Annotated in this window: 10 protein-coding genes; 1 reads left to right on the top strand and 9 read right to left on the bottom strand. The window is 67.1% G+C overall.

The window, feature by feature from the left end:
* Positions 1–211: 211 nt before the first annotated feature.
* The 3 genes from CBW24_RS17555 to CBW24_RS17545 form a co-directional block, all read right to left on the bottom strand.
* The gene (locus tag CBW24_RS17555; RefSeq protein WP_232530372.1) at positions 212–1,015 is read right to left on the bottom strand and encodes a metallophosphoesterase family protein; all 804 of its coding nucleotides are present in this window, start codon (positions 1,013–1,015) and stop codon (positions 212–214) included.
* A 166-nt stretch (positions 1,016–1,181) separates the two neighbouring features.
* Positions 1,182–1,763, bottom strand: a complete 582-nt coding sequence (locus tag CBW24_RS17550; protein ID WP_157773266.1) for a hypothetical protein — start codon at positions 1,761–1,763, stop codon at positions 1,182–1,184.
* A gap of 822 nt (positions 1,764–2,585) precedes the next feature.
* On the bottom strand, positions 2,586–4,052 hold the full coding sequence (locus CBW24_RS17545; protein ID WP_097374558.1) for a mannose-1-phosphate guanylyltransferase/mannose-6-phosphate isomerase: 1,467 nt from the start codon (positions 4,050–4,052) through the stop codon (positions 2,586–2,588).
* 206 nt (positions 4,053–4,258) lie between these two features.
* Here CBW24_RS17545 and CBW24_RS17540 point away from each other — a divergent pair, with 206 nt between their 5' ends.
* Entirely contained in the window at positions 4,259–5,425 is a 1,167-nt protein-coding gene (locus CBW24_RS17540; RefSeq protein WP_097374557.1) for a nucleotide sugar dehydrogenase, read from the top strand.
* A 10-nt stretch (positions 5,426–5,435) separates the two neighbouring features.
* Here CBW24_RS17540 and CBW24_RS17535 read toward each other — a convergent pair whose 3' ends face one another.
* The 6 genes from CBW24_RS17535 to CBW24_RS17510 form a co-directional block, all read right to left on the bottom strand.
* Positions 5,436–6,893, bottom strand: coding sequence for an SAM-dependent methyltransferase (locus CBW24_RS17535; protein WP_097374556.1), 1,458 nt, complete (start codon positions 6,891–6,893; stop codon positions 5,436–5,438).
* A gap of 356 nt (positions 6,894–7,249) precedes the next feature.
* Positions 7,250–8,665, bottom strand: a complete 1,416-nt coding sequence (locus tag CBW24_RS17530) for a polysaccharide biosynthesis/export family protein (RefSeq protein ID WP_088664964.1) — start codon at positions 8,663–8,665, stop codon at positions 7,250–7,252.
* Between the two features lie 8 nt (positions 8,666–8,673).
* Complete coding sequence (locus CBW24_RS17525) at positions 8,674–9,333, bottom strand: YjbF family lipoprotein (RefSeq protein WP_088664945.1); 660 nt, start codon at positions 9,331–9,333, stop codon at positions 8,674–8,676.
* Positions 9,330–11,441, bottom strand: a complete 2,112-nt coding sequence (locus CBW24_RS17520; protein ID WP_157773265.1) for a YjbH domain-containing protein — start codon at positions 11,439–11,441, stop codon at positions 9,330–9,332. The genes CBW24_RS17525 and CBW24_RS17520 overlap by 4 nt, the downstream gene beginning before the upstream one ends.
* Before the next feature lie 200 nt (positions 11,442–11,641).
* A complete protein-coding gene (gene nusG / locus CBW24_RS17515; protein WP_088664947.1) occupies positions 11,642–12,190 on the bottom strand; it encodes a transcription termination/antitermination protein NusG in 549 nt (182 codons plus the stop codon).
* A 188-nt stretch (positions 12,191–12,378) separates the two neighbouring features.
* A complete protein-coding gene (locus CBW24_RS17510; RefSeq protein ID WP_097374555.1) occupies positions 12,379–12,702 on the bottom strand; it encodes a hypothetical protein in 324 nt (107 codons plus the stop codon).
* Positions 12,703–12,772 lie beyond the last annotated feature (70 nt).

The raw sequence follows: 12,772 nt of genomic DNA, 5'->3' as shown, positions 1-12,772 counted from the left end.
CCGGAGGCGCGCCTGTCCGCGTCTGCGCGCGCCTGTGGGCGCGGGGTCAAAGACGGTTCAAAGACGGCTCACGGCTGAGGGGCCGTGCCGGGGGAACGCGCCGGGGCAGGGTGGTTTTGGGGCAAAGTGGTGTCGGGGAGCGACATGGCCCGCGCGGAGGGGCGAAATGTTTCGCACGCGAAACAAAATCAACCTTGGGTTGTTTTTTTGCTCAGGTCGTGATGAAGCGCGGCTCCGCCATGCCGGGCAGCACCAGCGCGGCGGTCAGCCGCCCGGTGGCATAGGCGCCGGTGTCGATGGCGATGCGCCCGGCCTGCATCTGCGGCATGTCGGTGATGGTATGGCCGTGCAGCACCCATTGCCCGTCGCGGCGCGGGGTGGTGGCGAAATCCCGATGCCCCCAAAGCAGCGCGCGCGTGGTCTGCGCCTCCAGCGGCAGGGCCGGATCGGCGCCCGCATGCACCACGGCGACATTGCCGCTGCGCCATTGCAGGGGCAGGGCGCGCAGCCATGTTTCCAGATCCGCGCCGAGGGCCGCGCGCAGCTGGTTGCGCAGGTCTTCCCATGCGGCGGGGGTGGGGGTGGCCCCGGCGGGGGCGGGCAGGCCAAAGCTGGCCAAGGTCTGCAAGCCGCCATGGCGCAGCCAGCCCGGCCCCGCCTGTTCGGGCCGGTCGAGAAAGCCCAGCAGCATCTCTTCGTGATTGCCCATCAGGCAGGTGACGTGATCGGGATGCGCCACGCTCAACGCCTGAAGATCGCGTAGCACGCGGGCGCTGTCTTCGCCGCGATCGACGTAATCGCCGACACAGACAAAGGCGGCGTCAGGCGGGGCCTGCTCGTGCAGCTTCTCCAGCAACCGGTCCAGCAGATCGGCCCGGCCATGGATATCGCCCACGGCACAAAACGCAGCCTCCGGCGCAAGCGGCGCGAAGACTGCGGGACCAGGATCGGGAGCACGGAAGCGGCGCAGGAATTTCATCTTGCAGGGGATAGCGCGGCAGGGGCGGGCTGTCATCTTGACGTCGCGGCCCCGGCGGATCCCTGCGCGTATGTCTGGGGCAGGAGGGCCGAGGCGGGAGATCGGCGCGCGCGCGGGCCAGAGGGGTCAGACCCCGCCCGCAGGCGCCCATCCTGCGCAGGCCCATCGGCAGGCCGCGCGGGGAGGGGGAGAGAGGGAGGGCTCAGCGCCCGGCGGTGACCGTCGCGCGGGGGCAGCGCGCCACGCCCATGCGGATCAGCTTATCGCCGCGCAGGGTGTGCAGGCCGCGAATACGCTTGCGCGCGGTTTCCATGAACCAGTCGGCCACCTGCGCGGGGTAATGCGCGGCCATGATCCGGGACCAATGGTCGAACTCCGCCCGCGGCATGCGGCGGCCCGAATAGGACGGCCCGTGAAAGCCGAATTCCGTCTGCGGCTCGACGCAGGCATTGGGCAGGCCGATGAACATGGTGCAGGTGGAATTGCAGTAGCTGCCGCGGATCTGCACCGGCTGGTTGGTCTGGCGCAGGCGGCGGATCTGTTCCAGCCGGGTGTCGATATAGCCGCCCGGATCGTCCCCGATCACCACGATGCCTTTTTGCGGCAGATGGCGGGTGGCTTCCATCACCCGTGCCTCGGCGCTGCCCGCGACGCCCAGCCCGCCCGCCAGCGCGCCCAGCACGACAAGCTTGGTCAGACGGCGGCGCAGACTGTCGGTCAGGCGGGCGGCAAGGGGGGCCTTGCGGGAGGGGGCGTTGGTTTCGGGCGGGGATGTTGCGGACATGGGGGGAGGTCTCCGGAAAAAGGCCCGTCGTTGATAGCGAAACAGGTCGGGTTTGGGAGACGGGGAGGAGGCTAAACCCCCTATGCGGACGTATAGGAACCCTGTCACCGCGCGAGTTTTCGCCCGTGTTGACCCGACGAGACCGGCAAGAACCCGCCGCAGAAGGCCGGTTTGCGCGGCAGCCTCGGTCACGCCGGGCGCGGCGCCCGGGGCGCTGTCGGGGCCGGCGATCCGGTCATGCAGCTGATCGGCAAGCCGGTCGGCCAGTTGATCGGGGCGCTGATCGGGCAGAAGCGGAATGCGCCGCATCGCTGCCGTGAAACGCTCCGTCCGACGCGGAGCGGTCTGATCGCCCCCCCGGTTGGATCGCTGTGTCGCACAGGCAGAGCCGTGCCAGTCCGTGCCGTGGCACGGGGTCATGAACATGGTCATGGTCTATCCTCGCAAAAGACCGGCTGAGCAATGGAGCAGCGCGGTTCACCCAAGACCGAACGTGAGCAGGAATTATTGACGAAGGGTTTACAGCCGCCGGGACAGGGGCGGGGATGCAGGTGCAGCACCCCGGAGGGATGCCGTCAACGCATTGATAAAACGCGGAAATCCGGGGTTCATAATTCTAAACGCGAAGTGGATACCAGTTTATCGAACTTGTATACACCTACACCGGAGGCCGATTTTTGCGATTTTCCTGCGCCGGAGCGGGGGGCATTGCCGGGACGATATGCCTGCCCCGGACAGGCGCGTGCGGGGTGCTGCGGGGAGAGGATGTGCCAGAGCGCAGCGCGAGGGGCAGCAGGCCTGAGCCGCGGCAGGCAGCGCGCCTTAGCCGCGTGCGCCCTGTCCACGGGCATAGACGTCTTCGTAGCGGATGATGTCATCCTCGCCGACATAGGTGCCGGTCTGCACCTCGATCAGGACCATGGGCACCTTGCCGGGGTTTTCCATGCGATGGCGACAGCCAAGCGGCAGGTAGATGGATTCGTTTTCGGTCACGAGCCGGGTTTCATCATCGCGGGTGACGCGGGCCGTGCCTTCGACCACGATCCAATGTTCGGAGCGGTGGAAATGGCTTTGCAGGCTGAGGCTCGCGCCCGGATGGACGAGGATGCGTTTTACCTGAAACCGCGGCCCGGTGACGAGGCTTTCGAACCAGCCCCAGGGGCGGTGATCCTTGGGGAATGTGGTGGCCTGCGCGGCGCCACGGGCCTGCAGCGCCTCGACCGCCTTGCGGACATCCTGCGCGCGCGACATGTCGGCCACCAGCACCGCGTCGTTCATCGCGACCACCATGATATTGTCGAGCCCGATGCCGACCAGTTCCAGATGCTCGCTGTCGGAGCGCAGCAGGGAGCCGGTGCAGTCGATCGCCGTGGCCGTGCCGGAGGTGACGGTGCCCTGCGCATCGGGATCGCCCGCGCGCCAGACCGCATCCCAGCCACCCAGATCCGACCACGCCTCGGCAAAGGGCACCACCGACAGGTTGCGGGCCTTTTCCATCACCGCGTAATCGATCGAGATGTCGGGGGCCTGCGCCCATGGGCCAGAGGCCAGCCGCAGAAATCCCAGATCGGTCTGCGCGCCGTCGAGCGCGGCGCCGACAGGGGCGAGAAGATCGGGGGCGTATGTCTCGAACGCCGCGATCAGAGCCTTGGCGGAGACCAGAAAGATCCCCGCATTCCACAGGTAATTGCCCTGCGCCAGCATCGCGGCGGCGCGGGCGGCGTCCGGCTTTTCGACGAAGCGTTGCAGGCTGACCGGGGTGCCATCGCGGGCGGGCTGCGACAATTCCAGATAGCCATAGGCGGTTTCAGGATGGGTGGGGGTGATGCCGAAGGTGACCAGATCGCCCGCGCGCACCGCCTCCAGCCCGCGGGCGATGGCGGCATGGAACGCGGCCGTATCGGGCACGACATGATCGGAGGGCGCGACCAGCATCACCGCATCGGGATCGGCGCGCAGCAGATGCAGCGCGGCGGCAAGGATCGCAGGCGCGGTGTTGCGGCCCTCGGGCTCGATCAGGATGGCGCCGGGATCGATGCCCATCTCCGCCAGTTGTTCGGTGACGATAAAGCGAAAATCGCTGTTGGTCAGCACCAGCGGTTTGGCAAAGGCGAGCCAGCGCCCGGCCTCCACCGCCTGTCCCGACAGGCGCCGGGCGGTGTGCTGAAACAGCGACAGCGCCCCGGTCAGCGGCACGAATTGCTTAGGGTAGCTGCGCCGGGACAGGGGCCAGAGCCGGGTGCCGGAGCCACCGGCCAGCAAAACGGGGGTGATCGCGCTATAGGCCATGGGGCCAGCATGCGCCGGTCATGGTTTCCGAAAGGTTAACCTGAGCGGGGCCTGCCCTAACCTGCCGCCCGTCTGTGCGGGCGAGGGGGCGAGCGAGGGGGACGGGGCTTGCGAAAACTTCGCCCCCGGCACTGGCCTCCCCCCTGCGATCCGTGCTTTCTGCGGCGGATATGCAAGCTCCGTTCAGGCAGAAGAGGATCGGGATCATGAAAATCGCTGTTGCCGGGATCGGCTATGTGGGTCTGTCGAATGCGGTGTTGCTGGCGCAGAACAACACGGTTGTGGCGGTCGATATTTCGGCGGAGCGGGTGGCTTTGGTCAATGACCGCAAAAGCCCGATCGCGGATGCGGAACTGGAGGACTACCTCGCCGGGCATAAGCTGGATCTGAGCGCCACCACGGAGCCGGACGCGGCCTATCGCGACGCGGAATTCGTGATCGTGGCGACGCCGACCAATTACGACCCTGTCAGCAACTATTTCGACACCTCGTCGGTGGAAGCGGTGATCCGGCAGGTGATCGCGGTGAACCGCCACGCTACGATCGTGGTGAAATCGACGGTGCCGGTGGGCTTCGTCGAAGGCATCCGCACCGAACTGGCCACCGATCAGGTGATCTTCAGCCCCGAATTCCTGCGCGAGGGCCGGGCGCTTTACGACAACCTGCACCCGTCGCGGATCATCGTGGGCGAGCGCTCCGACCGGGCGCGGGTCTTTGCCGAATTGCTGCTGGACGGCGCGCTGGAAACGGATGTGCCGGTGCTCTACACCGATCCGTCCGAGGCCGAGGCGATCAAGCTTTTCGCCAATACCTATCTTGCGATGCGGGTGGCCTATTTCAACGAGCTCGACAGCTACGCCATGGCGCTTGGCATGGACAGCCGCCAGATTATCGAAGGCGTCGGGCTCGATCCGCGGATCGGCGCGCATTACAACAACCCCTCCTTTGGCTATGGCGGCTATTGCCTGCCGAAAGACACCAAGCAGCTGCTGGCGAACTATTCCGAGGTGCCGCAGAACCTGATCCGCGCCATCGTCGATGCCAACCGCACGCGCAAGGATTTCATCGCCGACCGCATCATCGAACGCCGCCCGCAGGTGGTGGGCATCTACCGGCTGGTGATGAAGGCGGGGTCGGACAATTTCCGCCAAAGCTCGATCCAGGGCATCATGAAGCGGGTGAAGGCCAAGGGCATCGAGGTGATCGTCTATGAGCCCGCGCTCGACGCGCCGGAATTCTTTGCCAGCCGGGTGGAAACCGATCTGGAGAAATTCAAGGCCGAGGCCGATGTCATCGTCGCCAACCGCGCCACCGACGATCTGGCCGATGTGGCCGAGAAGGTCTTTACCCGCGATCTGTTCGGCGGCGATTGAGCCGGGCCGCTCAATGAGGCCGGGACGGGTCCGCCCCGGCGGCGGATCGGGCTGGATCAGTGACGGAATGCGGGGCGGGCAGGGGGCTGTCGCCGCCGCCGTCCCGTGGCCGCAGACGGGCCTCCTCGGCGGTGATATAGTCGCGGGTGACAGGCAGCGCATTGAGCCGCCGGGCCAGTTGGATCTGATGCACGACCAGCCGCTGATGGCGGAAACTGGTTTCGGCGGCGGCAAGGTAGAATTCCCACATCCGCGCGAAGCGCTCGTCATACAGTGCCACCGCCTCCTGCCGCCGGGCCAGAAACCGCTCGCGCCAATGGCGCAGGGTTTCGGCGTAATGCAGGCGCAGCACCTCGATATCGGTGACGATCAGCCCGTGGCGCTCAATGGCGGGCAGCACTTCTGACAAGGCGGGCATGTCACCGCCGGGAAAGATGTATTTGCGCACCCAGGCGCTGGTCGGGGCAGGGGGGCCTGACTGGCCGATATAATGCAGCAGCATCACGCCATCGGGGGCCAGCAGATCGGCGATACAGGCAAAGAACGTGTCGATATGGGCGCGGCCGACATGCTCGAACATGCCCACGGACACGATACGGTCGAAGCGGCGCGCGAGGCTGCGGTAATCCTGCATTTCGAAGCGGACGCGCCCGTCCAGCCCGGCGCGGCGGGCGCGGTCGTTGGACACCCGATGCTGTTCGCGCGACAGGGTGACCCCGGTGACATCGGCCCCGTAGTGGCGCGCAAGATACAAGCCCAGCCCGCCCCAGCCCGAACCGATATCAAGCACACTGGGCGCGGGACGCGGCGCGGCGTGACCATTGCTGCGGGCAGGGCTGGTCCGGACTGTGCCGGGGGCGGCATGGCCATTGCGCGCGGCCCTATTTGCCTGCCCTTGGGCGGGGCTGCCGTTCAAAACAGTCTCTGTTTCAGCGTAATCCGGGGCAGGCGGCAGGTGCAGCTTGGCCGCGACATGGCGCTTCTTGGCCAGTTGGGCCTCCTCCAGCGTGGCGGCGGGATGCTCGAAATAGGCGCAGGAATATTGCCGGTCCTCCTCCAGAAACAGCCGGTAGAGATCATCGTTCAGATCGTAGTGATGGGCGACATTGCGGCGGGCGCGCAGGGGCGTGTTGACCTGTCCCAGCCGCGCCCGGAGCGCCGAGCCACGGCGGGTCAGTTGCTGCATTCCGGTCAGTTGATCGGTGCGCACATTGGTAAAGATCAGTTCCAGCAGGTCATGGATGCGGCCCTGCTCCATCCGCAGGCGATCTTCCATGAACAACTCCCCCAGCGCGAGGTCGGGATGCAGCGCCAGCCGCCACATCGCCCGGCGGCTGGTCAGATGGAATCGCAGGGCGCGTCCGTGGCCATCGCCGAACCGGGCAACGTGCCCGTCGGGAAAGCGGATGGTCAGGTTGCCGCGCCGGATATAGCGCCGCACGAATTTGGAAAACAACGTCGTCTGCATCGCGTGCCTGCCTGCAACTGCGCCGGAAGATCCCCGGTCCTGCTGTGGCGGAACCGCTGGGCGATGGAGGCTCTAGGGGCGTCTGCGCGGACCGAACCGGGCCGTCTATGCGGTGCGTTTCGGTCCGGGCGGTCGTCATCCGGGTCGGCGGGTCGTCACGGCCTGCCGGACCCCACGCCCGGAAGAAGCCCCTGCTCAGGGGTCCGTTGACGTTAACGTTAACCTTGGCAGGACGTTTGTAAATAAACAGATGCGGATTTTTGCCCGAGGCGTCCGGTCGCAGGGGGCTGCGGCCCGCTGGGGCCGGGCTTCGGGGCGGGGCCGGGCTTCGGGATCGTCCCCCGAAGCCCGGACGCTTAGTTGCTGACCGCCGTCGTCGCCTGATTGAGCAGCGGCAGGGCCTGTTGCAGGGCGCGGTTCCATGTGGTGATCGGCTGCTGTTCGATGAAGACGATATCATCGGGGCGCATCGTCATCCGGGTCATGAGCGTCAGGTTCACCGCGTTGGAGGCATCGAGATGCCATGCGGTGATGGCGCCGAATTCCGCCGGATTGGAGGAGGCGCGCAGCACATAGATTTCGGACGGATCGCCGGTCAGCGCGGGGAAGCCGCCGCTGCCATAGAGCACATCCGCCAGCGTGGCCTGACGCTCGAACGGCAGGGTGTAGCGGCTCTGCTGCGCGACCTCCCCGGCGAGATAGACGTAATCGCGGTCCACCGCATCCAGATCGAGCCGGGTCTGGTAATTGCTGCGCTCTTCGCCAAGCGCGGCACGGCGCAGGGAGATTTCCTGAGACAGTTCACCCAGAGCCTGCGCGCGGGCCGACTGGCGCAGGGAGATCACACCGATTTCCTGCTGGTAGAAGGCAAAGGCCCGTTCCAGATCATAGGTGGTGTCGACATAGACCGCGTCGCCATTTTGCAGATACAGCTGCTGCAGATCGGCGCGCGCCATGTAATCCTTAAAGGGGATCTGGTAGAGATTTCCGTCTCTATACAGCCGAATAGAGACGTAATCCTGATCGCGGGCCGAAATGCCGCCGGCAGCGGTCAGGGCCTCGCGCAGGTTGGGCGGGGTCAGGCCGATGGGCACGATGGCGGGCCGGCCCACGGCGCCGCCGATGGTGGCGCGGCGGGAATTGAATTCCGCCACTTCCAGCGAGAAGACGGGGTTCAGACCGTTTTCCACCAGCAGCCGGAATACGGCGGCTTCGGCATCTTCCAGCGTCAGTCCGGCCAGTTGCACATTGCCGATCTCGGGGATGGCGATGGCGCCGTCGTCGCGCACGGTGAAGCCTTGGCGCTGGTTCTGGATCGCCATCAGCCCCGACAATTCCTGAATGGTGGAGGCGGTGCCCCGGGTGGCCAGCAACACCACATCGCCGATGCCCAGACGGTAGGGCGCGGGCGCGGTGGCGGGGGGCGGACGCAGGTCCAGCGGCACCGGGCGTTCCTGCGGCACGACGGGCGGTGTGGGCAAGGCGCCGACCCCGCGCCCCATGCCGCTGCCGCCTGCGGTGACCGAGAAGGCCGCGGGCAGGGTGCGGGGGCGGTAGGGATCGCGATTGGCCAGCAACACGGTCTGCGCGTCGAGATCGACGACCCGCACCGCCGCGCCGCCTGCGCTTTGCGATACGCTGGGCGCGGTATAGGTGATGCCGCAGGCCGCCAGCGTCAGCGTGGCCAGCAGCGCGCCCGCGGCAAGGCGCAACCGGGGAACGGCCCGGCGCGGCGTGGCACAGGGAGTTTGGTCGGATCTGGGGGGGGCCATGCGCGGCATCATGTCTTCAAACGCTCCGTGATGAGGTAGCCGGCATCCTCGCTCAGCCATTGTTTCGTGCGCCACAAAGTGCCGTCATCGCCGCGCCAGTAGCTGTTTTCGACGCGGGTCTCGGGCAGGTGGCAGGTTTCGTCGATCCGTTGCACCACATGGCGCTGTCCGATCAGGGTGATGGTTTCGGTGCGGCGCGCGGTGACGCGGCACTGGAAGCTGAGGTAGCGGATCTGCCCGGCGCCATCGAGATGGGAATGAAAACGCGGGTAGTAGCCGTCGACCATGCCGGGGGGCGTGCGGCCCGCGATCGCGGCAAGGCTGCCGGTGACATCGGCGTTCATCAGATCCACGCCCAGACCGCGCGTCGCCACCGGCAGCCCGTCGCGATAGGACAGCCCCACCCCGTCGGCGGTGGACCATGTGCGCACATCGCCGTTGCGGGCGACGGGCACGAGCGTGGCACCGGTGCCCAGTTGCGGCAATTCGGCAAGGATCAGGGGCTGGTCGAACCCGTCGATCTGGGCGCGGCTCAGCGTGGCGCGCAGGTCCGGCGGCGCGGGCCGGGCACAGGCGGCAAGGGCCAGCGGCACCAGCAACAGCAGCGCAAGACGCGGCCTGAATACCGGGCGCCGCAGCCGGGGCAGGAGGGGGGCGCGCAGGGTCATCGCCAGAACCGCCCCCAGCCTTCCTGCAATTCGGGCACATGGGTGTCGTGGACCACATCATAGAGCCGGTCCGACACATCGAGCCGCGCGCCGCCATCGCGCTGCACCGGGCGCAGGACGGTGCTGTAGGTGTCGCGGTCGGGCTGGCCGGTGATCTGCCCGATGGGAATGGTCAGGGTGATGCCCTTGTCAAAGGAGCCTTCGCCGAAGTCCTCGAAGGAGACATCGGTGAAAGTGGCAAAGGCCCCGACCCGCCAGCCATTGTCGAAGGTGCGTTCCAGCGTCAGGGTCGTGCCCCAGTCCCCGGCCAGATACCGGCCGACATCGATCTGGCCGAAATAGCCGTTGTCCCATTCGTAATAGGCGGAGACATGGCCGGTCGCGACCTCGTAATCCTGAAAGCCGAACAGCATGTCATAGTCGCGTTTGGCGACGTAATTGGCCTCCACCCCGAGGGCGAAGTCGCTGGCCACCGGCTTCCACAGCAGTTCCGCCGACACGCCGCCGAAATAGGGCTCCAGATAGCCCGCGCTGACGCGCCCGTAGAGATCGCGCCCGGGGCGGAAGAACCACGCGCCGGTCAATTCGGTCAGGCGGGGATCGGCCTCGGTATCATAGAGGTTATAGTCGCTGCGCACGCGGGGCAGGACGGAATCGGATTGGCGGGTGGTTTCGTCGAGATTGCCGACGACCTTCTTGCGGAGTTGCCCGCGAAACAGCAGGCCCGGCGCGGGGGCGTAGCGGGTGTTCAGCTCCAGCCCCAGATCGGCGCGCAGGGGGCCGTCGGGATCAAACAGGCTGGGCGTGAGATAGGGGCCGAGATCCCATTCGAACCGGGGATAGCTGCCCGGCAGCGGCGCCAGCGGGCCGGGCGCATCGCCGAACCGGGCGCGGGCAAAGCTGGACCAGCCATTGTCAAAAGCGAATTCCAGATCTTCCAGATCGCGGCGGCGCAGGGTGGTGACGCTGGTGGGCATGCCGTTGGCCACCAGAACCACCTCGATCCGGTCGACCGAGGCAGGCAGCACCTGCGTCATGGCGCGGGCGCTGCGCCCGATCGCCTCGGGATGCTGAAGATAGGTTTCGTTGACGATTTCGACGCGGGCGCGATCGGCATCCAGCACCAGACCGACCAGATCGATGCCCTGCGCGCGCAACGCCTGTTCGGCCTGCATGGCGATGCTGTCGCGCCGGGCGGGGGCGGCGGCCCAGCTGGTATCCTGCGGCCAGCCCAGTTCGGCGGCGCTGCGGACGGCCACGGGCGGCGGGGCCTTCTCCAGCCCGCTGGGGGCGCGGGCGGCGGTGGGATCGACAAAGAAACTGGCCTGCAGACCCAGCTGGCTGCCGTAGAGATAGCGCGCGCTGAGTTCCAGATCCGGGCGCGGGCGATAGCTGACCCCGACATTGACCGGGCTGCGATACTCGAAACTGCTTTCGCCTTCGTAGGGGTAGTCGTCGGAGGAATATTCCAACGTGAACTTAAGCGTGTCGGTGGCCTGCCATTCCAGCCCGCCGAACAGCGCGGCAGGCCCGTGAAAGGCCTCGCCCAGTTCGACCTCGCCGCCTAGATTGCCGTCGCGGGCCTCGCGGGTTTCGAAGCTGTCATCGATCAGGCCGAGCGGATTGGTGAAGCTGTCCACCCCCGCCAGCCGGCCCCAGCCGATGCCGCCGGTGACGCGCAGGGCGGGGGTCAGGGTCTTGGTCGCGACGAGATATTCGGAGCGGTAGACGCCGGTGCCCAGCACATCGTTGAGCCCGATGGCGAAAGCGGGCTGCCAGAGCCCTTCATCCGCCAGCCGGTAATGCAGTGAGAAACTGCGATCGAACAATTCCCCGACCGTGCCGTTGCGGGTCAGATCGTCGATATGGGCATAGGTGAAGCTGCCCGACAGTCGCGGCGTGACCTGAAAGCTCAGCGTGGTGCGCTGGTTGTTCTGGAAATGGCTGGCGGTCAGGGCCAGCTGCCCGTCGGGACGCGACAGGGCGGAGGGCATATCGATCAGGCCGGGCGCGCCGAAGCTGTTGAGCCCGGTGTCGAGCACCGGCTCGGCGGCGGCGCTCAGGCCGAGACAGCACAGGCTGGCAGATATCAGGACACGGCGCGGCAAATGGGTTCCTCTGGCGCTGGGGCTGTCCTGTTCATACCGGGTTTCCCGCAGGCCCGCACCCGTCGCGGACCGGATCGGGCGCCGGGGACGGGGGGCTGTGGCCATTAGATCACCCGGCGGGCATCCGGCATCGGATCTGGCATCGGATCGGGCATGGCACGGGGCCGGGCAGGCCGGGCGGCCAAGCGCCAAAACCGGCACTAACCTGCCTTCTCGGCACTATGGGCGGGCAGGGTCACGGTGACCTTCTGGCCCATCAGATCCATCATCAGCCGCAGGCGGCTGGTGTCGTCGAGATGCTCCACCACCGCCACGATTTCCGCAAACGGCCCCGACAGGATCCGCACCCGGTCCCCGGGGGCGAATGTGTCGGGCGGGCTGTGCATCAAGGTGCCGCTGGCATCGCAGCGGGCGCGCAGCGCATCGAGGAACCCATCGGGCAAGGGGCGCGGTCTGCGCGGATCGGACACCACCAGCCGGGAAATGCCGCGGGTGGCATTGATCGCCCGCCATTCCGGAGAGAACGGCTCGAGCGTGACAAAGATATAGCCGGGAAACAACGCCCGGGCCCGGCGGCTCATCCCGCGGGGGGTGCGCACGGATTCGTGCCGCAGGGGGGCGAAATGCTGCAGGCCCTGCCGATCCAGATTGCGCTGCGCCATCGCCAGCCCGTTGGGTTTCAACTGGGCGACGAACCAGTTCTGCGACCGGCTGTGCTGAGGCAGGGACATGACATATGCGCGGGTCACGGGGGTGATCCTTGCAGACCGGAAGGAAAGCGGGGGCTGCGATCCCGGCAGGGGGCCGGAAGGGGCAACAGACAGAAGCGCGGCGCCCGGCCAAGGCGGGGCACACGCGCGGGATAGGGCGGCCCGGACCCCGTGGACAACCGCCGGTTCAGCCCCGGCGCGGGGCTGTGGGGGCCGGAACGGGCGCCTTAGTTGGTGCCCGAGGTGCTGCCGTTGCTGCTGATCACGGCGATCGCGGCGCCTGCGGCGGCGAGACCCAGAATGGGACCGTAGCTGCCCAGCTGGCCGACCAGCGGCGTGGACTGATTGGTCACGCGGGGGGCGGCGGGTTTGCACACGACGCGGACGCTGTTGGTCACGGTGAAGGAGGCTTCCGAGATCTGCTGACCCGGGCAGGCATTGGCGGCCTGCGCGATTTCCAGCGCGGTCACGGGGGCTTGCACGACCGCCTCTGCAACGACGGGCGCCGAGACGAGCGAGAGGAAGGCGGTGCTCAGAATCAAGGTCTTCATGGATGCTCTCCGATCTGTTTGCCCAGACTTAGCGCAAATTTTACCTCTGTCATAGAGAGGCGGAACGGAA

Origin of the sequence: Pacificitalea manganoxidans (genome assembly GCF_002504165.1) — a bacterium.
GTDB classification, from domain to species: domain Bacteria; phylum Pseudomonadota; class Alphaproteobacteria; order Rhodobacterales; family Rhodobacteraceae; genus Pacificitalea; species Pacificitalea manganoxidans.
The sequence above is the reverse complement of the archived record's forward strand: the minus strand, read 5'-3'. Positions and strand labels throughout refer to the sequence as shown.